The sequence below is a fragment of the Bilophila sp. T19-St14 genome, from assembly GCF_059728385.1.
In genome coordinates this window covers 268,983-289,840 of sequence record NZ_BAAGFT010000002.1, presented here as the reverse complement: position 1 = coordinate 289,840, position 20,858 = coordinate 268,983, and the positions used below count along the sequence as shown (strand labels likewise).

Sequence of the window (20,858 nt, the reverse complement as noted above, 5' to 3'; positions counted from 1 at the left end):
ATCAATACCTCAGCCCGTAATCGGCAATATAACTTTCAACCTTGCGGGCCATCGGCTCCCCGTCAACTTCGAGGGTGATCCGGTTGTCGATCTGAATGGGCCTGCTCATCTGCGATTCCGAAACCGGATCGCTGTAAACGAGTTTGCCCGCGCCTTCCCCGGCCTCACGCCCCGCCCACCAGCCGAGCAGTCCGCCGATGAGCGCACCAGCCGTCGTCCCGATCACCGGCACGACGGAACCGGCGGAAGCGCCCGCAGCCGCCCCGGCAAGCGCACCGCCAAAACCGCCGTAGGTAGCCATATTCGCCTGATCTTTCTGTTGGCGCGTCAGGTTCGGGTCGTTCTCAGTCTGCCAAATGTCATAGGCGGACATGGCAAACTCGGCCCCAAGAAATCCCTTGCCGAGCGTCTTCGCCCCGGCCTGTATGGTCTCTTTCGCTACCGTCTTCGCCGTGGCGTCTGCAACCGCCTTGCCCCCGGCTTCCAGCGCCGTCCCCTTGAGTACGGCCTTGCCGCCCACATCGGCGGCGGTCTTGGCGAGGGCCGCCTTGCCGCCAGCCTCAACGGCGGTTTTCCCGGCCCCGCCCAAAAGTTTGCCCGCCCCGCCGAGCAGTTTTCCGCCTCCCCCGCGAAGCATCCGGGAGCCGCCCCACGCCATGCCGACGGCGGCAAATACGCCCAAGGCCGTCGCGGCTTCATAGACAACCGTCGTCAGCCGGGGAAATTCCTGTGCCGCGTCGCGCAAGCCGGTGAGCATATTGTCGATATGGGGCTTGACCTCGGAAAAGGCGGCGCTGGCGGCAATGTCTTTCTCGTTGGCCGCCTGCTGGAGCTGCACGTCGGTTGTGGAAGCCATAACCTTGTATGAGGCATCAATGGCACCCTTGGCATTATCAAGCTCGGCCAGTACGCTTTTCTTCGTCTCGCCTTGGCTCATTATGCCGACGAAGCCGAGTCTGGCCTCGCGGTCTTGAAGAATTCGCCCTACGGCGGAACCTTGCAGGATTTCCTCGGCCTGTTTGAGAAGCGCCTGACGTTCCGGCCCCTTGGCGGCTGCAAGTTGTGCCTTGATTTTTTTGTAGCTTTTGTTCGTATTGACGACACGCTCTTCCACAATACGGACGAATGCCGATACTGGATCCTCGCCTTCTTTTGCCGCTTTTTCCAGTTCTTTCGGCAAATTGACGCCAAAATCCTCAAGGTTCTTTGCGGTGTCGGGGGCCGTAAGTTTGCCGAGCAGGTTGTAGTAGGCGTTGCCCGCCTGATCGCTTGAGCCCGTCACTTCCGCTATGGCTTGCAGGTTGGCGAGGTGTTGTTTGTAGCCCTCCTTCCCCTTCATGCCCTTACCTTCAGAGAATAACTGAGGCAGCCAGCGGGCTTGATCTTTTAGCTCAAACTGTCCGGCGTCACCGGCCCGGAGAGCCATTTCCAACACCTCTTCCGCTTCATCGACCTTAAATTGCCCCTGTTTGATCCCTTTAACAAGGATCGCCGCCAGTTCGTTAGGATCTGCCTGTGACGCCGTGGCTGTCTTCTGGACAAGCGGCAACAGCCTTCTTGCCGTAGCACTATCCAGATCGCCCCTGATCATTGTGCCGAGTGCTCCAGCGGCCTGTTCGCGGCTTCCCCCACCTATTCGGATAGCTTCCTTAACGGCTTCGTCAAGGTCTTTCATACCCTCAATACGGCCAGCGACATCACGTTTTCGATAGGTGCTGTTCGCCATTTCGGCGAGCTGCTTTTCATAGGCGATCGGCTTTTGCACCGCACGGGCCGCCACATACCCGCCAGCCATAAGCCCGGCCCCGGCGTCCCGCGCGGTGCCCATAGCGCCGCCTATCTTTGAAAGGGCCGTGCCGGTGCGCCGGGCCATTGCTTCAAGACGCCCCATGCTGCGCTCGGCCTTTTCAGCGTCCTGCGCCACACGCCCCATGCCTGAGCCGGAACCGCTGACGAATCGCCCGTGTGCGTCCCGCGCCCGCTCCGTCGAGCGCGCCATTTTGTCGATCGCCGTGGCGGCCTTGTCGGCGGCCTGCGCCGTCCGTTCATACGCCTGCTCCCCCGCGTCCTTTTTCGCAGCCGACAGCGCATCGGCGGCCTTCCCGGCGTTGCGCGCCTTTTTGCCCACGGCGTCAAGTGCTGTCCCGGCCTTTTTGCTGAGATCGTCTTTAAGCGTGAGCCTTGCTTCGACTTCAAGATCGCGGGCCATGTCCCTTCTTCCTTTTCCTTAACGAGATGTATTTTTTCTTGCCCCTGTCGGGGTTTGGGTAAAAGATCTCAAGGTAGCTGACGGCCTCGGGCCCGGTCATCCCCCGCACGTCGGCGGGAGAAAAACCGTGCCGGACAAGCGCGGCGATCGTCAGACGGACATCGGCGAGGCGCTTTTCCCGCCACTGAGCTTTTTTACAAGCCGCTCCTGCGCGTCGGCGAGGATGCCGTATTCAACGGAAGCAAGCCCGGCCAGCCGTTCCGGGGTGATCTTGTCGCCGGGAATGGTGCCGACGGAAAGCAGGCAGGCCGCCCACTCGTGCCGCCGGATGCGCGCCGTGCTGGCATCTTCCGGCGTCTCTTCCAGTGCCTTCTCGGTGTCTTCAAGCGTGGCAAGGCGCATTTCAAAATCGCGCTGAAACGCCTCGCTTTCTTCATCCCACAGCCCGATCGCAAATCGGCCTTTAATCGTATCCATGCGCTACTCTTCCTTTTTGTCCTGCGCGAACATCTTGATGTCGCGTTTGGCCTCGTTTTCCACTTCGTACTGCTCGCCCACTTCCGTCACAACGCACCCGGTATATGCCGTGCGGCGGTTGCCTTTTACGGGGTAGATGACCACCTTGGCGTCGATAACGTTTTCCCAGTCGATCGTGTCGCCGTCCGCCTCAACCGGTACGGACAGATCAAGGGTATATTCATAGACGCCGTTGGTGTACCCGGCGATCCGCTGGTTGCGGTTCATGGTTTTGACGGGCTTGCGGCCCGTATTTGCGGACGGGGAACAAGAAAAGGCTTCAATCTCCCGCCCGTCGACTTCGACGACAACCGCGCCTACATACTCTTCAAGCGCCATATGCGCCTCCTTTTACAGCAAAAGATCGATGCGGCCCGCGAAGACGTGCAGGCCGTTGACGACATCGGTGGGGATTTTGGCGTTGAGCCGGTTCGCATCCTGAAGATCGCGCTCAACCACTACGCCGTCGGCGTTGGCGTCCACTTCCTCGACGATCTCAAGGCTTTCAAGCCCGCGCAGGACATCAAGGATCTCCGAGCGCACTTTCGGGGGCGTGCGGGTCGACAACTTTTCGCGGGGGAAGCGCAGGGACATGCGCTCCCGGATCGCCTTGCGCACATAATCAAGCGTCCTGATCGTCGTGATGTCCAAAAGCGACACGTCCGCCGTGCCTTCCGCGTTGACGGTGTACGTGCTGATCGCCCGGACGATCTGGACGACATCGCCCGGCCCGGCCTCAAGCGGCGTTACGCCGTTTTTCAGGCAGACTTCCTGCTCGGTGCGCCCCAAGCGCGAAGCCACGGGCGGCACGGTCACGCCCGTGAGCGACAACGTATTGAGCGGGCGCGCCGGGTCTTCCTCGCTTGCCAAGACAGCGGCGTAGGCTGCGGCGATCTGTTCGGGCGGCGTTGTTGAACCGGGCAAAAGCGCCCCGGTGATGCGGCCCGCATTAAGCTGGCCCGCAAGCGTGGTTGCGGCGGACAGCGTACCCGTGGAAGCGAAGACGCCGATCGCGCCGCGTTGCTCCAGCGGCCCGCCCATGTTGTCCAGATGCTCGCGCAGGGCGGTAAGCGGGGCTTGTACCGCCCACGGCACGCAATAGATCGTATACTCGGAGGCAAAGACGGCGGCCAACGCTTCGGCAATGTCCGGGTCTTTCTGCCCGCCCGTCATTTTTGTCAGCGTCGGCGTGATGCCGGGAACCGTATTGCTGTACGCAAGCGCGATCCCGTTGCCGAGAGTGCCCTTGTTTTTCGCGGTCAGCGTGACCGTGCCCGTGGCGGCCTGCGCCGTAACCGGCAAGTCCCTTTCGGCGTTGACGGCGGCTGCAAGGGCCGTAGCCAGCGCATCGGCGGAATCTTCGGCGGCGGCTGCAACCGAAATTTCCGTATCCGCAACCGTCAGGGTGAGCACGCCCTGCGCGGTAGCGTCACCGGTCAGCTTGAGGGAGCCGGATGCGGCAATGCCCGCGCTGTCGTCGGCAATGGGCAGGACTGACAGATCGACATAGCTGTAGGCGCGCATGGCGGCCTTGACCATGTTTGCGGCCTGTGAGCCGAACCCGAACAGCTTCCCCGCTGTGTCGGTATCAAAGACTTGCACGGGGACGTTTTCCGTGGCGGTGCCGTCGGCGGTTTTCTGTGCGACGATCAAAACCGTCTGCGGGTTGGTCGCCAATGTGCGGACGGCCAGCTTCGTGTTGAACTCAAAGTATTTTCCGGGTTTGCGGATACTTGCCGGGATATTGTCGAAACTGACGTTCGCGCTAGCCATTGGGGGCCTCCTCGTCATGTGTGTAGGCGCGTTCGGCGGGCAGGACGATCACCAGATCGCCGTCCTGCAACCTCCGCAGATAGTACGGCGTCCCCGGCACCTTGACCGGGCCGGATGACGCTGTGATATACCGGCGCGGGTCATGCTCCATCGGCACGGCAACACCGGGGCGGGCTTTTACGGTAAGCATGGTACTCCCTGTTTTTGTTGAGGGTTACAAGGTCAACGGCGCTCGGTTCGTCGGCGTCCGGGTCAAGCGGCGGTTTCAGCCAGTACCGCAGGCCGCACGCCGACAGCGGCGGGAGGTATGGATCGTCATTCGCATGGGCGTTGCCGGGCAGGCGCGTGCCTTCCGGGGGAAGATATGCGCCGGGCGGGGCGTCAAGCGCCCGCTGTCCCGGCTCGCGGACGCGCAGATCGTAAAGCGCCGTCCATTCCTGCATGAGAATGGACATGCTGCACGCGGCCAGCCGTCCGTTAAACAGCGTCCGGGTGCGTCCGGGGCGCAGGTAGTCGACGCCGGACAGGCCAAAATCGTTGAAGCCGATCAGCGCCCGGATGTCTTCGATCATCTGGTAGCTGCCCACCTGCACGGCGTCGCCGTGGCGGGTGGCTTTCTCGTTTTTGAGGCTGCGGGCGGCGGCCAGCACGGAGAACGTCGCCTTGACCGTCCATCGTGTGCGGCCCGTATTGCGCGGATCGGGCGCGGATTCGTCGCGGTATGATACCCACACGGCGGGCGTTTGCCGGATGATGCTTTGCGGCTCGCCGTCCAGTTCCCCGCCGTAGGTGCCCAGATAACGCAGGTACGGCAGGCGGGCCGCCCGAATAGTTTCGACAATCGCGGTTTCGATGGCTGCGATCATGTCCAGTCCCTTGCCCCCGGCGTAATGCCCACGCCGTCCGTACCGTCCCCGGATTCCCCGCCCGCGTCCTGCCCCGGCAGATCGGCAAGCCCCTTTGCGATACGCAAAAGCCACTCGATCGCCTTTTCATAGCGGCGCAGGATAACATCATTTTCCAGCGTGTTGTGTCCGGTGAGCCGATAACGGGCGATGTCGCCCACAACATTGGTCAGGATCGGCGGCACGGGGCTGATTGGCGTCGGATAGCGGGCGGACAGATAGCTGTCCGCCTCGCTTGACGCCCACTCGATCGCCGCCGTGATGCGGGCTTCGTCAAGCTCGCCGTCCGCCCCGGCGGCGAGGGTGAGCATTTCATCCTCGCCGAACAGGGCGACAAGCTGATCCGGGGTGGCGTAGACGGTTACGCCAGCCACGGCGAGACAAGAATGGTTGCGGTATCAAACCAGATGTTGCTGGCACCCATGTCGTCGCGCTCTGCGGCGATCACCTTGCGCGCGTCGGCCTGCAAAGTAGGCGGGACGACAAGCAACGTCCCGGCCTTGCCGCCGAAGCCAAGCCCAAGGGGCCGCCCGCCGTCCGCCTTGAAGCCCTGCATGGTGGTCAGCGCAAGCTCAAAGTTTTCAGGCGTCAGATCGTCGGTGCAGCAAATGGCCTGCTGCCAGAACCCATAACCGCCGTTACAGCGGTAACGGATACCGTAGGGGATTTTGTCCTTCATGAAGACGGTATCGTTGTCCGGGTTCGTAATGACCTGCAATTCCGGCGTGGTGCGCTCCTGAAAGATAAAAGGTTTCAGCGGGCGCGACACGTCGAGCAGATACCATGCGGTCTTGTCCGTGATCGTCGGGCTCGGATCTCCGGCGGGTGCAGGCCGGAGCAGGTTTGAAACGTCGGTCTTCGACCCCGTGCCGTCGACGTTGGGATATACGGGGTGATCGGCGGCGAAGAACTTTTTGCCGTCGTAACAATCCGTGGTTCTCCCGGCGGCCAGAAGCCCGAAGACGATCTCGTCCGGGTGGGTAGCCGCCGCATAGCCCATTTCAGAGAACAGGGGCGAGTAGACGCCAAGCTCGTCATCTTCAAAGGCCGTGCGGGGGATGTCCACGGTGGCCTCGTAGAGCTTGTTCGTCACGGCGTAGCCGTGCTCCTTGATGCTTTTAAAGGTGCGATCGCCCGTCCATTCCCGCAGCTTGGGGAACTGGCCGAGCCAACCGTAGGTGTTGGAACTGTTGCCCGACGGTACGCGCGTCGCAACGCTGGCCCATTGCGTCGGCGCTTTCGCCAAGGCTTCCTGAAAGGCTTTCGAGTAGCCGGTGCGCAGGGTTTGAATGAGGCTTGAAGTTACGATTGCCATTTACTTTTTCTCCATTTTCTTGACTTCGAGAAATTCCGCTTCACTCATGCCGAGCTGTGCGCAGGCATACTTTTCCTCATTAGTCAGTGCGGCGGTGTGCGGCGTTCCGGCGGGAGAGGTGCCGTCGGTCTGGGTAGATGTCAGGGCCGCGACGGGAACGGCGGAAGCGATGTAGCCCTTGATCGCTTCCGGGTTGGTCTTTGCTGTGGCCTTCGCCCACGCCTCGCAAGCCTTCGGCAAACGCCCGTCGGCCAGCGCCGCGTCAATCTCTGCGGTAAGCGCGGCAAGGGTGCTTTCACCCTCAAGTTCCTTCACCTTTGCGGCCAGCGCCGCGTTTTTTTCCTGCGCGGCGGCAAGCATGGCGGCGGGCACGTACTGAGCGGGATCGGGGGCGGTTTCCTTGGCGGCGGTGAGCATGGCGGCCAATGGCTGGCCCTGCGCCTTGAGCGCGGCAAGGGCGGCGTCTTCGTCGGCGTCGGCGGCAAGGCCGAAAAAGTGCCGGAGCGCCTCAAGCGTTTCTTTCTTCATAGGGGGATCGTCCTCTGCCCGCGCGGTCACGGCGTCCATGCCGTCAAGGGCGGGGTAGTTTGTCAGGGCCGCGCTTTTCAGTTCGAGCACGGCCCCGGTTTCGGGGTCAAAAGAAAAAACGGGGGAAATGTAGCGGTATTCGTCCGCTTGGATGAACGCGCGGGCGGCGTCCGTCCATTTGACCGTGGCGTAAAGTCCGTCCGGCCCCGCCTCCAGCGACTCGATCCAACCCGCCGCAGGGGCGGGCTTGCCGTTTTCGGCGGCGTTTATCGTCTGGTGCTCATAGTCCACGACAAGCGGCGTCTCCCGCTGTTGCCAGCGGGCGATCACGGCGGCGGCAGTCTCAAAAGTAAGCGTCCACGCCTTGGCTTTGACGCCCTTGAGCGTGCCGGGCCTTCCGTCGCGGGCGGAAAATTCGCCCGCCGGGAAAAGTTGGATGCGTCCGGGCGCGGGGCCGCCCGCCGTCTCTGGGGAGACGCGGGCGGCGATGAAGGAGGAGAATGTGGTGGAAGCGTTCATGGCGTCAGAGTAGCAGGACGCGGGAAGCGCGCCAGTTGACGCATGTCAGCGGGTGAAAAGGCGGGGGAGCGGGTACGGACGGGAAACGGGGGAGGAGAAAAAGAAGCGGCACGCGAATAAAGGCCGTTAGACCCCCGTTAAAAAATGCGTGAAGGAAAAACGCGGGCCGTTCTTCATCCGGGGAGAAAAACGGCCCTTAAAACGAAAATTTGCGAATCAGCCGTAAAGCGCCTTGTGCAGTTCGTCCCGGAAGATGCCGAGCAGTTCTTTTTCATCGTCCGGGCCGATGCCGAGGAAGGGGCGCGCCGGGATGGTCGATCCGGGGTGGTTGACGGAGCGGCGAAAACCCACGCCGGGGATTTTGAGCGCCTTGCCGTTGCGCGCCCGGATCACATGCGGCTTTGTCACGGCCCCGAACTGGTGAGCCGCCGCGTAGTTTTTGGCTGTGCCGACGACCGCATAATTGCGCCCAAAGTCGCGCTCAAGCAAAGAGGCGAGGCTTCCGGTAAGCTGCAATATCTTGCCGGAATGCCCGGCGGCGGCCCGCGCCGCCGCCGTTGAAGCCGCAAGCGGCTGCCACTTCGCACCCGTCACCGGATCGGCTTCATCGGCAAAAGCGCCTTCGGCGGCCCCCGCCAGTACGTCAGCGCACCGGCGCATGATCGGCGTAGTGTCCTGCGCGGCCTCCCGCAGGCGGATCATGGCGGCCTCAAGATCGGACATATCGAGGTTTACATCTATGCGGATCATGGTTATCCTTACTGCAACAAGCTGATTCGGGTGCGAAACCGTGGGCCTGCCGGGGCAATGCACGGCTGAAAATTTCCGCCGATACCGGAATATTGTCGAGCGGGACATCAACCCCGAATCAGCTTTTCTTTTGGTGGACAAGCATCCCTTCACGGAGGCTGTCCATTTTTTTAGGTTCTCTATTCATCATATTCCAGACAAGAGAACCGTCCCGATTGATGCGAACCACCACAAGCAGGGAATATTTCGCTTCATGAAATAATCCGATATAGCTTTCTCTCAGCTTTCCATCCTCATGCTGTTTGAGCCATACCTCAAAAGGCCGTTCGAGTGTCGGCAAAACATAGTTTGCAAACCGTTCCCGTGCGTCCGCCCTTTTTTCAACCATATGCGCAAGCAATTCGCGCCGGATAACGCGGCTCCCCATCGGCGTCTTGACGATGCGCTGGCGCTCGTCCGTAAAGCCCAACGCCTCGGCAAGCCTTTTTTCCGCCTCTTCCTGCGATTCCGCCACGGGAAGCAATTCCGGCGCGGGCAAACGCTCCTCGGCGGGAACGTCGCGCAGGGGGCGCAAGCCCATATCCTTCCATGTAGTGGCCTGCGCCGGTTCCGGCACGTTCGCAAGTGCGTCTTCAAGCCACACCTTGCCGGGATTGTAGGAAAATCCCGCGTCGGTGAAGGATTCAAGGCTCCCCTTGCCGCCGTGCCGGTAGCCGGTGACGGTGCGCCGGATGACTTCCCCGGTTTGCCGGTTGACGGTTTCGACCACCCGCGTGACCATATGCCCGGCGCTGTCTGAAACTTTCAGCCCCCGGCGCTTCAAACGGGATTCTGAATAGGCGGCGACGCGGCAACGGCAATTCCAGCCGTTGGGCGGGTACATGGCACCCCAGAAAGGATCGTCATACCGGAAAACCATGTTATGCAGGGCGGCATGGGCGGGCCGGGTCTTTTGATCAAGCACGGCGATATAACACAGATACGGTGCGGAGTCCGCATTCTCAAGCTGCTGTTTGTAGCGGCCCGCCATGTACGCGCTTTGCGTGTTTTGGCGGTAGATCAGTTTCAGACGTGACGGGCTGCCTTGCCGCACATGCCGGACTTCCCCGGTATCCGGGTTCGTCACCTCTTTCTTTCCCCACCAGCCTTTTTTCTTGAGGATCGGTGCAAGCTCATTCAGAAACCACCGTTCCGTCCTGCCTTCCTTGATCGCCGTATCAACCGCGCCCCGGATGTCTTGGAGAAGATCCAGCTTGGCGACGCCCGCAACGGTGAAGGCGCGGGCGTGCGCTTCCTGCCAGAGATCATGCCAGTTTTCGGTAACGGCAATGCCTTTTGACCGGAAATATTGCACGGCCTCCACCGGCGTGAGGCCAAGCGCGTAAGACAGATCAGGTTTCGGCATGGGCGCGCCCCCACAGATCGGCGATGAAAAACGCCCGCGCGAGCAGTTCGGCAAGCCGCGTTTCGTCAAGCTGCGGATAGAGATCGCCAAGGCGCTCTTGCAGTTCTTCCGGCGTCAGCCCATTTTCGATCTCGGCGATAAGCGGCGCAAGCAAGGCTTCGGCGGCGTCGGCAAGGGCATCTTCGGGCTGTATGGCGTCGATCGCGTCCTGATCCGCATACCCGCTTGACGCCGGGCCGTCCTTTGCCTTGGCGCTGGCGGTCAGTGCGGCGGGTTCAGCCACGGCCTGCGGCTTGGCGGCAAGGACTTTCTCGCCGTCTTCGGCCTGCGGGATTTTCAGCTTCTCATGCGCCCACGCCGCCGGGATGTCCATCACTGACGCCAGCTTGGGAAGCGCGTCGGCAAAAGACTTGATGTCTTCGGCCTGCCTTGTGTCGAACCGGAACCACGGGAGCAACGCCGGATCGCTGACGCCGCAGTTCAGATAGGCCAACGGCGCGAGGATCTGTCTGGTGATCGTCGCGGCAATCTGCGCGGCGTCTGACATGAGGATGTCATGCCGCACTTCGTTATGAACTTCACCCAAGGCGTTGGTGGACGTTTTGCCGTCCGCCTGCGTCGTGAGCGTCCCGCCAAGGATAGCCTTGCTCATGCCCTGTTCACACCGGGTAACAAGAATGCCCGGTATGTCCTGTGTGGCGTTGGCGGGCGACTCGAAAAGAATCTCCATGCCCTGCGGAATAATGCCGGAAGCGTCCCGGCCCAAGTTCGCAAGGGCGGTTCTCAACGCGGCTTTATCTTCGGCGGAACTGCCCGGCGGGTACTTGCCGAGCCGGAACGGGAGGCCGTGAACCTGTGTATATAAAATCGCGCTTTCCAGTGCGTAGGCGCGGATCAGGTACGCCCACGCCACCGTGCGGAAAAGACCCACGCGCGGAAGCCACCCGGATTTCGAGCGGTGCGTGTGAATGACCCAACCAAAGGGCCACAGTTCGGCCCCCTCGTAAGTTCCGTCCCGTAGCCGCAACACGTTGCGGTTTTCCCGCATGACTTGAAACCAGCTTTGCGGGCGGTGATGGAAGGCCGCCGGGATATGCAGGCCGCCGGTTTGCGTCCACTCTATCTCAAGGGCGGCGAAGCCGTGGCCTATGCCGTCCGCCAGATCGAGCAGAAGATCGGACGTAGTAGGCAACATATCAAACTGCTCACGCACGGCGGCGGCTACGTCTTCGGCCCGTTTATCTTTGGCGCGGCCCGGCAAAATCTCCCAATCAAGCGTCAGCAAGGCCCGCTTGCGCTTGCCGATCTCGGCGGCAAGGTGCTCGCAACGGTCTTCCATATCCGCAAAAAGGACGTGCTGCTCGGTAATGTCGCCGTCGTCCGCCGCCTGCAAAATGGAAGCAAGGCGCGAGGGGGTGAGCTTGTTGGTCATGTTGCCCCACCGTTCAAGGTAGAGCATGGGCGTCAAGCCGCCGCCCGTCTCCGTCTGCTGCGCGGAAAGAGCCTCACGGCGGCGTGGGCGCGGTTTTGCCGGTCTTCTGAAAATCATGTCCATCCCCCGTAGGTATCGAAGCTGTCAAAATCGTCCTCTTCACTGGGGCGCACACCCCACGGGCTTTGACGCGGCACGCGCTCGAATGCGTCCCGTAGGGACACAAAACCGCCCACGGCCAAGCGCCAGAGCATTTCGAGCGCGTCCGGCCCGTCGTCGTGGTCGGCTTTCGGGAAGTGCCGTAGCTGATCGATAAGCGTCTGCTGTGAGGTGTGCAGCCGGATGCGCCCTTGCGTAAAGTAGGGCTGCAACGTCTCGATCCTGAGCTGCTTATCCGTTGAATTGATGATCGGGCGCACGGGAAACGCGAGGCCACGGGCGGCGGCCCGCTGCGCCAAAACGTCCGCAAAAAACGCTTGGAACTGGACGGCTTCAACGCCCCAAACAAGGCAATGGTATGCACTGTGCAGTGCGATCACGTCTTCGATGATACGATCCGGGTGACGCTTCCTGATACTGGCCTCCACCACGTCGAGCGTCATGGTGTCGCGCAACAACCCGCCCACAAGGATCGCGGACGGGTCACGGCCCGCGCCGAGTTTGCCGAGGGACGGGTCAACGGCCCCGAAAAGAAGCCAGTCACGGGAGCGGTCAACCCAGAACGTGATGCAGGAGGCAAACGGCGCGTCGTCCCCGGACAGCGGATCGTTCTGCTGTTCGGAGTCAAAGGCGGCGTGACTGTCCGCGCGCTTGCTCATGAGCTGATACAACGGGCGGCCCGCAGGCCATGACACGACCGCGCCGCGCTCCATGTCTTCCCGGTGAATCTCATAGAAGGCACGGGCAACAACGGGGCCGTCGGCGTGCAAAATGGCCTCCCACTTATCCCAGAGATCCAGCCGTTCCGGCCACTGGACGATGGAGCGGAACCGCTTTGCCTGCCATGTTGGCTTGTCCAGCGTCCGAGCCAGCACGGAATCGTAATGCAGGATCGTGCCCACATAGACCACATCCATGCTTCCGTCGGCGGCTCCAAGGTTGAGCACGGTCTTTTGCAGCCAGTCTTGTAGCTTGTCGCGCTGTTCCGGCTTCGCCACGTTCTCGTCGTTTTCCAAATCGTCAAGGATGACCAGATCGGGCCGGTGCGGGCCATGACGCAGGCCGCGCATACGCTTGCCCGCGCCGAGGGCTTGGAGCTTGACGTTTTGCGCGGTCAAAATGGTGCCGACGTTCCAGACACGCCCCCGCCCGGCTTCTGCGGGGAAGTCCATAGCAAGGCGCGGGTTGCCGTCCAGTTCCGCCTTGACCGCTTCAAGCAAAATAGCGGCCTGCTCCAGCGCGTCGGCAATGATCAGAATGTACCTCTTGCGCCCCGTCAGCACGCACCACAGCACGAAAAACAGGGAAATGAACGTGCTTTTCGCCTCGCCGCGCGGGGCGGCAAGGGCGATATGCTGGCCTTCGCGGGCTTCGGCCATGCGCGGCAATGCGGCGTCAAGCCATGTATGCAGAGCCGAATCCCCCGCGATCGTACAGTAATGCGGAAAGTACGTGCGCCGGAAAAAGGTAAAGTCAGCAAGCGCCCGTTCCCGGCGCTCTGCGGAAGCCTTGGGATCGGACGGGAAGCCCTCGCAATCCGCCTCGATCTGCTGCTGCAATGTGGCGGCAATGTCGGCGATCGCGTACTGAAAATGTTTTGCCGAGAGCTTTTTCATCAGCCAAGCTCCTTGGCGATAAGCGCCCCAAACGGCTCCAGCACTTCAAGCAACGCCGGGGCGTGCTGCGGAAAACGCTGGCTCGTAAAGTCGACCAGCTTGCGGATAATGCCTAAAGCGGTAGCGAGCTCGTCCGTTTCGGGCAGGATGCGCTTGCTGGCGGCAATGGTTTTTGCGAAAGAGTCGGCAAGGGAAGACAACGCCTCTACTTTTTCGGCGGGCTGCATGTCTTCATCCTTGCCAATCCGCTCCATCAATGTGCGATGCTGTAACACGTAGTCGTTCAGCATCTGGCGGGCCACGGCTTCCATGCCCTCGCCCGCCAGACTTGACGCCGCCTTGACCTTATCCCAATCGTCGTCTTCGGCCCGTTGCGCGTCGGCCTTCCAGCGCCGTGCCGTGCCAATGGAGATGCCAACCAACGAGGCGGCCTCTTCAAGAGACAGCGCCTTATAGCAGTAGGCCGAGCGCAGGGCCATGCGCTTGCTTTTCGGGTGGGCCATTACGCGCGCACCCCAAGGACAAGCTGTGCATAGACAAGGGCCACGGCGACGACGGCCCCGGAAAGCCCGCCGGAAACGACGCTGTTCACGGCGGCATGTTCCTGCCCGTTTTCAACCGTTGCCGCGAGGGCATCTATCTTCTTTTCAATGCGGGCCAATGCCTGCATTACCTCGTTATCACGCTTGTTTTCCATGACTTCCCCCTGAGCGTACCGAATCGGCGACACGATCCAGCTTATCGTCGACCTTTTCCAGCCCCGCAAGGATCTGCCCGTTCCGTTCCCGGCAATCCTCACGCGGCACATAGTTCTTGTGCATTTCTTCAACGATTCTGCACTGGTTTTCTTTCAGCTCGTCAACCCGGCCCTCAAGCCGGGTAGCCCAATAGGCCAGCAGGCCGCACACAAGGCCGAGCAATCCCAAGATGGCTGTTTCAGCATCCATCGTCATGGCGACACCGCCCTTGCCAGCGTGGCAAGCTGGTTTTCAAGCCCCCGGCAATACCCGCCGTAGTCCCGGACGTGGGCAAGCACATCTTCCGGCGTCGCTAGTGCGTCGCCGCGTACCCCGGCGCGAGCGGTTCCGGCCTGTCCGGCATTTTGAGCAGTTCCGGCGGGATCGGCGCTTTCACTTCCGGGGCCACCACTGGCACCGGCGGCAAGTCCAAGGGCTTCGTTGTAGAGGCGCACCCAACCAGCAGACAGGCCAGCGCAATCGCGGCGAGCGGCAGAAGCCACCTTTTGCAGACGCGCATCAAAAGTTTGACGCTCTTTTGCCAGCTTTTTGCGGGCGTCTGAAAGTTCGGCTGATAATGCGGCCACGCGGGCCGTTTCCTTTTCCAGCCTTTCGCGGGCGGCCCGCTCGGCTGCGGCAACCGCCTCGGCGCGGGCCTTATCTTTTTGCGATACTTCCTCGGCCAAAACAGCGATCCGCGTCTCATAACGGGCCTCCTGCAATTCGAGCTTGCCGTACAAATGGGCGATCCAGCCGCCCGCCGCGAGAATGAAGGCCGCGCCGATGAGCGCGGCGGTACGGTTACTCACAGCGCACCCCCGGCCCCCAACCGGCTTTTACGTAAGCGGCCTGACGCTCGAAGATAAAGGAAACATACCGCTGGTTTTCGCGCTTCGCCGACGCCCGGCGGCCCGCGTTGACCGTCTCGACGCTCCCAAAGTAGCGATCGGGATCAAGGCCGCGCTTGGCGGCAAGGTTCCGATCCCGGTTTGTCCAACCCATGCCGCCGTTGTATGCGGACAATGCAAAGGCCATGCGGTTACAGGGCGTCAGCGCCTTTTTTTGCGCGTTTTTGGCCGCAAGGCGATCCCACAGGTATTTGTCGTATGTCACGCACGCCCGGAGCGACCAGCCGGGATTGAACGGCGCGGGCGCGCCCACTTCCGGCGCAACTGTGGGGAGCCATTTCGCGGTTGACGGCATGAACTGCGCCAAACCTTGAGCCCCGGCGCTCGACACCGTGCTGTTTTTCCACCAACTCTCGGTGTGGATTTGCGCAGCGAAAACGGACACTGGCGCGTCCAGTCCCCACACGATGCGGGAGGCACGGATCAACGTGTCCCGGTGCTGATAGGCGGCGCGGGGGATGGTGACGGTTTCGGCTTGTGCCGCGCCCGCGAACGTCGCGCAGATGCCCAAGAACAGGGCCGCGACGAGTAGCACGCCAAGCCCGAAAGCTATGCCGGTAAACAGCCATTCAAGAAAGGCCATGCCCCATTTTTTCAAGGCGGCGCGCATGGCTAAAGCCCCAGAGAGACGGCAAGCACAAAGACGGCCACCACGGCGATACGGCGCAGGCAGGCCACGGCAAAGAGCAGACGGCACCCCGGTGCAACGGGAAAGTCGGCGGCGTGTTGCCGCTCCGCTTCGGGGACTTTCCTCCAATCGTCGTCAAGGTAGGAGTCGGGGGAAGCATAGGGGAATGCCGCCATGTCGAAAAAAACGGCGATCACGGCGGCAAGCATACCGAGCGAAAGTTTATAGCGGACGATCGGGAACTGTTCCGGCGAGCAGAAAGCCACAAGGCCGGTCACAAAAAGCGCCAGCACGGCGAAAAAGAAGAACTGAAAGCGCGGATTGAGCAGTCTTGCAAAGAACTTCATCTGAAACCCCTTATGGTTTGCGGGATTCCAGAAAGAGGAATCCCCGGTTACTGGCAAGCTACCAGCACCGGAGATTTACGAAAGCCGACATATGTCAGCGGGTGGAATTGAAGGGGAAAGGTCATAACAGCCGCCCTTGCCGTTGCAGCGGAAAAAGAGAGGTTTTCTCTTCCGGGACACGGTGCAGCACGCGCCAAACGTGCCTGTCTGAAAGATGGTATTTAAGGGCAAGCCCCGTTACGATCTCACGCTCGGACAGCCCCGCACGGGCCATTGCGTCCCGATCCCTGATAAGGGCCGCGTCGCGCTCATCGGCGGCGGCTTGCCTGCATGTGGGGATGTAAAGATTCGTTCCGGCGTATTCCCGGCACAGGGCCTTTGCCGCATCCTCCCCAATCATGTCGCACAGTCTCCTGTAACGGGCCTCGCCGACGGGCGTCAGCCGCATGGGCACAGGGATCGTCGTCCCGCCGAGAGCCCTTATGAGGCGCAGGGTCACGGCGGGGCCAAGGCGATCAATGATGTCGCGGGCGTTGCGGGGCAAGCGTTCGTCAGACATTACGCCTTCTCCCGCGCCCGCTGGTGCTTGACCAGAGCCGTGATCACGCCGCCGAGCTGCTCGCCGTCAAGCCACGGAATGCGCACGCCATACATCTTTTCCGCGATGGATTCGACATATGCCCATGACTTTTTGGTGTCGAGGCGCAGAGCGTTGATCTTACTGAGCAGATTTTCAAACTCAGGGCGCACTTTCGGCCCCTTCGGGCGGCTGTCTTTCCATCCGCGCTTGCGCAGGGCCGCGACGAGCATAACCAACTGGCGATCCGTGCAGTCCGCCGAGGAGCGCTTGCCGGTCAGGTTTTGCAACATGGCGCGGTAAGTATCTTCATCAAGTCCAAGGTCTTTTTGTGCGATATGTATCTTTGCCATAAGCGACTTGCGCGATTCCATTCAGCACCTCACAAGGTTATCGACAGGGTGAAGCTCAACGCCGCCGTACACCATGACGGCGACATACCAAAGACCGTCGGCGGCGCGGATAGGTGCGCTGGCTACGTAGCCCGTCCAGACGGGCGACGCGCCGGGCACGCCGCGCGGCACTTTGACGCGGGTCTTTACGGGAAGATCCGGCACGGTCACGGGCGTGATCTCGCCGCCCGCCGCGAACTCGGCGGCAAGGGCGGCGACTTCGCCGGGGCAGAGGAACAGCTTCCGATCATCCAGATCGTACCAGCGCCGATCGAGCCGAACCCGGAAGCGCCCGGCGGGGCCGCCGTGGTTTTCCGCCGGGGAAAGCTCGATCTTCGCCCGATTGGTGCCAAAACGTACACCAATAGAGCCACAGAAAACCTTATCCGGGCGCGTCATTTTCCGCACCGTCCCCGCGCGGCTTTTGGCGTGGGAGCCGTCGGGGCTACGGCATTGAGGGCATCACAGCAGATTTTAAGCATGGCGTCGGCGGCGTCCGGGGCGTCCTTATCGACAAAGAAAGCCGCCGCGATGCGCTTCTTTGCCGTGTCTTGAATGGCGGGGATGCCAGCGCCGGAACGTGTGGGGATGAAACGGGGCATATGTATCCTTCCTTTTTTCTTGCTTGCGCTCGTCAGGCCGGAAATCATCCGGCGACGGCCCCATGCGGGGCCGTTTCGCTAAATTTCCAACTCGGCCACGATTTGCCTCGCAGCTTCCAGCCTGTCGAAGCGTTCGGACACAGCCGTGGTTTTATCTACCTCAGAAAGGTAGTTGTCGTGGCAAGCGACAAGAACTCGATATGCACGGAGCATTTTATCTTGACGGTCTATCCGGTTAATCATAGCCTCCACCGCATTAGACGGCAGTGTTACGTTTGCAGCATTCATGCTGACCATCTCTCTCACGATTGACAAAACTTCATCCGAAATCGCTCCACGCATGGTGCTTTTCTCCTTGGGGCGCTCGTCAGGCCGGTGCCGTTTCGCATGGTTATCTGGTCAAAAGCCTGTCTATCTTTTTTTCTATGATGTTCTGTTCGTCGGTGAGCTTCTTCATCTTTTTCCTCCATTCATAATAATTTTCTATGTCTCCTTTCAGTTGGTTTGCGAGTATACACCGCTGATTGCTGAGTTCCTCGTCGCGTTTCATGAGCATATTAAGCTGTCTGTCTCTATGTATCTCTTTACATTCAGAAACAACGGAGCCCACACGTAAGAACAAGCAAACGGAAAGGAAACCTTCTATGATGACTTCCTTGGGGAACGTCTGGAGCTTTCTTACGGCTTCATCCTCCGTCGACGCGGGCGAGTAAGTGTAGACTGCGGGCATCATTCTTCCTCCTTTTTACCGTCACCCCCGGAGAATGATGTTGCTCCGTAGAAGTAGATTATTCCATCGGACGTTTTCATGTGGATACTTTCAACCAGAACGTCGGGATCGTAATCTTCCTGTAACTCCTCGATAAACTCTGCAACGGTCATAGCGTCTCCTTTTCTTGCTTGTGCTCATCAGACCGGAAATCATCCAGTGACCGCCCCGCGTGGGGCGGTTTCGCGTTATTCTTCGCCAACCTCAGTCAGTGTAAGCTCCACCTTGAATCTACCGTCGCCTATTCTGCACTTAAACCCCAGTCATTCAATCTCGGCTCCCTCCATAACCCGTATGGCCTGCGCTATGGTCGCTTCCCAAGGTCTTTCAACAACCTTCTTAATCAACAGTTCTTCATCAAAAGACATCCCCATATATTCACCCTTGATTCGTGCTTTCAAAGTCAAGCAATTCAAACGAAACTTTCATCTTAAACACACCGGGAACAGTATGTGTAGTCGTCAAGTGAGTAGTCTTTGCTTCAAGCATGAGCAAAAGATAATCGGAAAGCGTCGCTTCAAGCCGCTTGTTTTTGATTGTCTGCTCGCATTCTTGCACCTTGTTTTTATTCATTTTGATACTCCTTAAAAAGTTTATTGATTTCTTCCCGCCCCGCCGTGTCTATGGCCCTCACTTGCAGGGTGCCGTCTTCGTCGCGGTAGGCAATGAGCGACTTCTGATTCACCCATGCAATCAGACACTTTGCCAGAAGGGCATTCGTCGCGCCGTCGCTCCTGCGCATGTTGTCGATCGTCTTTATCTGTTCGATATGCCGATGGTACTCTTTCCAAGTCGCATAGGCGGACGAGGCCAGCCACGCGAGCGGGAACAGAATCAGGAAGGCGCTGACGGCGATGTCCGCAAACTTCATTCTCTCCCCTCCCTGATCCGCCGGACGGCATCCGGCGGAAAACCCGCATCCAACAGCAGTTTAAACGCCTTTTCCCGGATCTGCGCCTTGAGGAAGCGCCTTACCTCGTCCGATGCCTCCCGCCACACGTCAGAAGCCGTCAATTCCGCCATATCCTCAACATGGTAGCGGGCATTCCGCGCCAGCCGATCGGCGTACAGCCCGGAAAGCCGCTCAAGATCCTTCTTTGATACCGCCGCCATAACCACCTCACACGCTGGCAAAGTCGAGGCTGATCGGCTGGTACGCGCCGGAAGCGTCACGCTCATACGCCCGGACATAGACGCGGCTGTCCAGAACTTGCAGGCTTTCGGTGATCGCCCGCATGGCCTCTTTCCAGTCTGGATCGTCGATCTCGATTCGCCGCAGGCTGAGCACAGCGCCGGTATTGATGCGGCCTTTCTTGTCGACCTTGAAAGCCTGTTCGACCACGGCCCTAAGCTCAGGCCGGGAATCGGCGCACCAGCGGCGCAGGCACCCGTCAATCAGCTCCTTGGCGGCCTGCAAACCTTCATCGAACGCAAGCAACTGCCCATAATCGCGGCACAGTTTGTATTTGCCGTCAAAAGAAAGGAGCTGGACGTTGCCCTTGACGCCGCCAAGTTTGACGCCGTACCGCTCGCCGGAAAGCTGTACAAAGGCGTCAACGTCGGAAAGGAGGCTTGCCTTGACGGCCCGCATTTCCGCTTGCAGTGCCTTGATTTTCTCCATCTTTTCCTTGACTAGCGCGTCGCGTTCAATGTCGATCGGGCGGATGTTTGCGCGCGGCACGAGGCACCCTTGCGCGTTTTCCATGTAACCTTCGGGAATCTGATTTTCGTTAAGCATTGAGCGCCTCCTTGGCGTACTGGTTGGCGATGCAGAGCTTGAGCACTTCGTCTTCGGCATCTTTCAGAGCCGAAACTTCGCCCCTGAGGTTTTTGAGGATTATGGGGAGAATGTCGGCAATTCCGGCGGGATTGGTGCGGAGAACCGTCTCGGCATGGGCAATCTGACGTTCGATCTTTTCAGAAAACATGGCGTTATCCTTTACGGTTAGGGTTAAATTTGCATTTCTGGCACGCCCGCCAGCGGCGCAGGGCCGCCGGGCTGGACGTGGGCGCTTTTCCGGCGTACCGGGAGCAGGCGTCGCTATGGAGCAATGCCCCGTCATATGGGCATTCGTGGCGCGTGTACCGGTCTATGATACGTGCCGCCATGCGATCGGTGCTTGCCGGGTATCGCTCCTTGATCAACAGATCGACGGATGTACGGCTGATTCCGATCTCACGGGCCGTCGGGCCGATGCCGATCTCGGCAACGCGGGCGCGGAGTAATGCGAGCCAATCAGACATGATGCACCTCCCCGGTGTTCGTATCCGTTACGGTTTCTCTTTTCGTGTTATATGCCGGTGCGTTGCGTCCGGTATTATTAACAAGCCGGAAAAGTTGGGGGTTGCGTGTCGAGTGTGCGATATATCCCGCTTTCCGAAGAGCTCTAATGTAGCGCCGCAGATCTTTTTCAGCGCATTTCTCAGAGCCGTCGGCAAGGGTCATAAGCATGTCGTCGACGCTCAGCCACATCTTTATCCGCATGAGATTCCATGCTCGCGCACGGAGCGATGTACGATAGCGCGCAACGGACATGCCGGGCTTGCCGCCGTGTCTAAGGCCCGCCTTGAGGGCGGCAAGCCCTTTTTCAGTGGCGCGGTATATGCCGAGGTCGCGCGTCGCATAGCCTTCTCTGACGAGATGCCCGCCGGAATCCGCTATTTTTTTCGCAGAAACATCAAATGTTGCGGCAAGGTCGCGGATAAAATGCTCTTCGCCGTCAGCGAGCGCCTCAAGAATGGCGTGGGTTAGTGGGCGTTCGGGAACCATA

The 20,858-nt window shown here is 60.3% G+C and carries 33 protein-coding genes and 2 other RNA genes; all 35 read right to left on the bottom strand.

From position 1 onward, the window contains the following. Position 1 precedes the first annotated feature (1 nt). Positions 2-2,209 carry a phage tail tape measure protein gene (locus AC6I1V_RS15685; RefSeq protein WP_497737210.1) on the bottom strand — a complete coding sequence of 736 codons (2,208 nt, stop codon included), beginning with the start codon at positions 2,207-2,209 and terminating at the stop codon, positions 2-4. A gap of 150 nt (positions 2,210-2,359) precedes the next feature. Continuing rightward, positions 2,360-2,686, bottom strand: a complete 327-nt coding sequence (locus AC6I1V_RS15680; RefSeq protein WP_497737209.1) for a hypothetical protein — start codon at positions 2,684-2,686, stop codon at positions 2,360-2,362. 3 nt (positions 2,687-2,689) lie between these two features. Further along, a complete protein-coding gene (locus AC6I1V_RS15675; RefSeq protein WP_497737208.1) occupies positions 2,690-3,064 on the bottom strand; it encodes a phage tail protein in 375 nt (124 codons plus the stop codon). A 12-nt stretch (positions 3,065-3,076) separates the two neighbouring features. Next, the gene (locus AC6I1V_RS15670; RefSeq protein WP_497737207.1) at positions 3,077-4,498 is read right to left on the bottom strand and encodes a phage tail sheath C-terminal domain-containing protein; all 1,422 of its coding nucleotides are present in this window, start codon (positions 4,496-4,498) and stop codon (positions 3,077-3,079) included. Continuing rightward, positions 4,491-4,688: a DUF2635 domain-containing protein gene (locus AC6I1V_RS15665; protein ID WP_227329138.1), complete on the bottom strand. Its 198-nt coding sequence runs from the start codon at positions 4,686-4,688 to the stop codon at positions 4,491-4,493. The genes AC6I1V_RS15670 and AC6I1V_RS15665 overlap by 8 nt, the downstream gene beginning before the upstream one ends. Continuing rightward, positions 4,639-5,364, bottom strand: coding sequence for a phage tail terminator protein (locus AC6I1V_RS15660; protein WP_497737206.1), 726 nt, complete (start codon positions 5,362-5,364; stop codon positions 4,639-4,641). The genes AC6I1V_RS15665 and AC6I1V_RS15660 overlap by 50 nt, the downstream gene beginning before the upstream one ends. Continuing rightward, on the bottom strand, positions 5,361-5,777 hold the full coding sequence (locus AC6I1V_RS15655) for a gp436 family protein (protein WP_497737205.1): 417 nt from the start codon (positions 5,775-5,777) through the stop codon (positions 5,361-5,363). Before AC6I1V_RS15655 ends, AC6I1V_RS15660 begins: the two co-directional genes overlap by 4 nt. Continuing rightward, positions 5,765-6,718 carry a Mu-like prophage major head subunit gpT family protein gene (locus tag AC6I1V_RS15650; RefSeq protein WP_497737204.1) on the bottom strand — a complete coding sequence of 318 codons (954 nt, stop codon included), beginning with the start codon at positions 6,716-6,718 and terminating at the stop codon, positions 5,765-5,767. Before AC6I1V_RS15650 ends, AC6I1V_RS15655 begins: the two co-directional genes overlap by 13 nt. Further along, complete coding sequence (locus AC6I1V_RS15645) at positions 6,719-7,765, bottom strand: phage protease (protein WP_497737203.1); 1,047 nt, start codon at positions 7,763-7,765, stop codon at positions 6,719-6,721. 216 nt (positions 7,766-7,981) lie between these two features. Continuing rightward, positions 7,982-8,515, bottom strand: coding sequence for a phage virion morphogenesis protein (locus AC6I1V_RS15640; protein WP_497737202.1), 534 nt, complete (start codon positions 8,513-8,515; stop codon positions 7,982-7,984). 118 nt (positions 8,516-8,633) lie between these two features. After that, on the bottom strand, positions 8,634-9,920 hold the full coding sequence (locus AC6I1V_RS15635) for a phage minor head protein (RefSeq protein WP_497737201.1): 1,287 nt from the start codon (positions 9,918-9,920) through the stop codon (positions 8,634-8,636). After that, on the bottom strand, positions 9,907-11,469 hold the full coding sequence (locus AC6I1V_RS15630; protein WP_497737200.1) for a DUF935 domain-containing protein: 1,563 nt from the start codon (positions 11,467-11,469) through the stop codon (positions 9,907-9,909). The genes AC6I1V_RS15635 and AC6I1V_RS15630 overlap by 14 nt, the downstream gene beginning before the upstream one ends. Further along, entirely contained in the window at positions 11,466-13,127 is a 1,662-nt protein-coding gene (gene terL / locus AC6I1V_RS15625) for a phage terminase large subunit (RefSeq protein ID WP_497737199.1), read from the bottom strand. The genes AC6I1V_RS15630 and terL overlap by 4 nt, the downstream gene beginning before the upstream one ends. Beyond that, positions 13,127-13,630, bottom strand: a complete 504-nt coding sequence (locus AC6I1V_RS15620) for a DUF1804 family protein (protein WP_497737198.1) — start codon at positions 13,628-13,630, stop codon at positions 13,127-13,129. Before AC6I1V_RS15620 ends, terL begins: the two co-directional genes overlap by 1 nt. After that, a complete protein-coding gene (locus AC6I1V_RS15615; RefSeq protein ID WP_497737197.1) occupies positions 13,630-13,824 on the bottom strand; it encodes a hypothetical protein in 195 nt (64 codons plus the stop codon). Before AC6I1V_RS15615 ends, AC6I1V_RS15620 begins: the two co-directional genes overlap by 1 nt. Then, a complete protein-coding gene (locus tag AC6I1V_RS15610; protein WP_497737196.1) occupies positions 13,808-14,080 on the bottom strand; it encodes a hypothetical protein in 273 nt (90 codons plus the stop codon). The genes AC6I1V_RS15615 and AC6I1V_RS15610 overlap by 17 nt, the downstream gene beginning before the upstream one ends. Continuing rightward, positions 14,077-14,673 carry a hypothetical protein gene (locus AC6I1V_RS15605; protein WP_497737195.1) on the bottom strand — a complete coding sequence of 199 codons (597 nt, stop codon included), beginning with the start codon at positions 14,671-14,673 and terminating at the stop codon, positions 14,077-14,079. The genes AC6I1V_RS15610 and AC6I1V_RS15605 overlap by 4 nt, the downstream gene beginning before the upstream one ends. Beyond that, the gene (locus tag AC6I1V_RS15600; RefSeq protein WP_497737194.1) at positions 14,666-15,382 is read right to left on the bottom strand and encodes a transglycosylase SLT domain-containing protein; all 717 of its coding nucleotides are present in this window, start codon (positions 15,380-15,382) and stop codon (positions 14,666-14,668) included. Before AC6I1V_RS15600 ends, AC6I1V_RS15605 begins: the two co-directional genes overlap by 8 nt. A gap of 2 nt (positions 15,383-15,384) precedes the next feature. Continuing rightward, entirely contained in the window at positions 15,385-15,747 is a 363-nt protein-coding gene (locus AC6I1V_RS15595) for a putative holin (protein WP_497737193.1), read from the bottom strand. A 121-nt stretch (positions 15,748-15,868) separates the two neighbouring features. After that, positions 15,869-16,306: a Mor transcription activator family protein gene (locus tag AC6I1V_RS15590; protein ID WP_497737192.1), complete on the bottom strand. Its 438-nt coding sequence runs from the start codon at positions 16,304-16,306 to the stop codon at positions 15,869-15,871. Further along, the gene (locus AC6I1V_RS15585; protein ID WP_497737191.1) at positions 16,306-16,698 is read right to left on the bottom strand and encodes a phage protein GemA/Gp16 family protein; all 393 of its coding nucleotides are present in this window, start codon (positions 16,696-16,698) and stop codon (positions 16,306-16,308) included. Before AC6I1V_RS15585 ends, AC6I1V_RS15590 begins: the two co-directional genes overlap by 1 nt. Further along, the gene (locus AC6I1V_RS15580) at positions 16,699-17,115 is read right to left on the bottom strand and encodes a hypothetical protein (RefSeq protein WP_497737190.1); all 417 of its coding nucleotides are present in this window, start codon (positions 17,113-17,115) and stop codon (positions 16,699-16,701) included. Next, positions 17,112-17,318 (bottom strand): hypothetical protein, encoded by a 207-nt coding sequence (locus AC6I1V_RS15575; RefSeq protein ID WP_308771382.1) that lies wholly within the window; start codon positions 17,316-17,318, stop codon positions 17,112-17,114. The genes AC6I1V_RS15580 and AC6I1V_RS15575 overlap by 4 nt, the downstream gene beginning before the upstream one ends. A gap of 17 nt (positions 17,319-17,335) precedes the next feature. Beyond that, positions 17,336-17,399, bottom strand: an RNA gene (locus tag AC6I1V_RS15570) — hammerhead ribozyme type II. Next, positions 17,397-17,660: a hypothetical protein gene (locus AC6I1V_RS15565; protein ID WP_497737189.1), complete on the bottom strand. Its 264-nt coding sequence runs from the start codon at positions 17,658-17,660 to the stop codon at positions 17,397-17,399. The genes AC6I1V_RS15570 and AC6I1V_RS15565 overlap by 3 nt, the downstream gene beginning before the upstream one ends. A gap of 49 nt (positions 17,661-17,709) precedes the next feature. Beyond that, on the bottom strand, positions 17,710-18,051 hold the full coding sequence (locus AC6I1V_RS15560) for a hypothetical protein (RefSeq protein WP_497737188.1): 342 nt from the start codon (positions 18,049-18,051) through the stop codon (positions 17,710-17,712). Beyond that, complete coding sequence (locus tag AC6I1V_RS15555) at positions 18,048-18,200, bottom strand: hypothetical protein (protein WP_497737187.1); 153 nt, start codon at positions 18,198-18,200, stop codon at positions 18,048-18,050. The genes AC6I1V_RS15560 and AC6I1V_RS15555 overlap by 4 nt, the downstream gene beginning before the upstream one ends. 14 nt (positions 18,201-18,214) lie before the next feature. Then, positions 18,215-18,276, bottom strand: an RNA gene (locus AC6I1V_RS15550) — hammerhead ribozyme type II. A gap of 189 nt (positions 18,277-18,465) precedes the next feature. After that, positions 18,466-18,660 carry a hypothetical protein gene (locus tag AC6I1V_RS15545; protein ID WP_308771384.1) on the bottom strand — a complete coding sequence of 65 codons (195 nt, stop codon included), beginning with the start codon at positions 18,658-18,660 and terminating at the stop codon, positions 18,466-18,468. Then, positions 18,653-18,958, bottom strand: coding sequence for a hypothetical protein (locus tag AC6I1V_RS15540; RefSeq protein ID WP_308771385.1), 306 nt, complete (start codon positions 18,956-18,958; stop codon positions 18,653-18,655). Before AC6I1V_RS15540 ends, AC6I1V_RS15545 begins: the two co-directional genes overlap by 8 nt. Beyond that, a complete protein-coding gene (locus AC6I1V_RS15535) occupies positions 18,955-19,200 on the bottom strand; it encodes a hypothetical protein (protein WP_497737186.1) in 246 nt (81 codons plus the stop codon). Before AC6I1V_RS15535 ends, AC6I1V_RS15540 begins: the two co-directional genes overlap by 4 nt. A gap of 7 nt (positions 19,201-19,207) precedes the next feature. Beyond that, complete coding sequence (locus tag AC6I1V_RS15530) at positions 19,208-19,825, bottom strand: DUF3164 family protein (RefSeq protein ID WP_497737185.1); 618 nt, start codon at positions 19,823-19,825, stop codon at positions 19,208-19,210. Then, positions 19,818-20,015, bottom strand: a complete 198-nt coding sequence (locus AC6I1V_RS15525; RefSeq protein ID WP_497737184.1) for a hypothetical protein — start codon at positions 20,013-20,015, stop codon at positions 19,818-19,820. The genes AC6I1V_RS15530 and AC6I1V_RS15525 overlap by 8 nt, the downstream gene beginning before the upstream one ends. Before the next feature lie 4 nt (positions 20,016-20,019). Further along, positions 20,020-20,331: a LacI family transcriptional regulator gene (locus AC6I1V_RS15520; RefSeq protein ID WP_497737183.1), complete on the bottom strand. Its 312-nt coding sequence runs from the start codon at positions 20,329-20,331 to the stop codon at positions 20,020-20,022. After that, a complete protein-coding gene (locus AC6I1V_RS15515; RefSeq protein WP_497737182.1) occupies positions 20,324-20,857 on the bottom strand; it encodes a hypothetical protein in 534 nt (177 codons plus the stop codon). Before AC6I1V_RS15515 ends, AC6I1V_RS15520 begins: the two co-directional genes overlap by 8 nt. Between the last annotated feature and the right edge of the window lies 1 nt (position 20,858).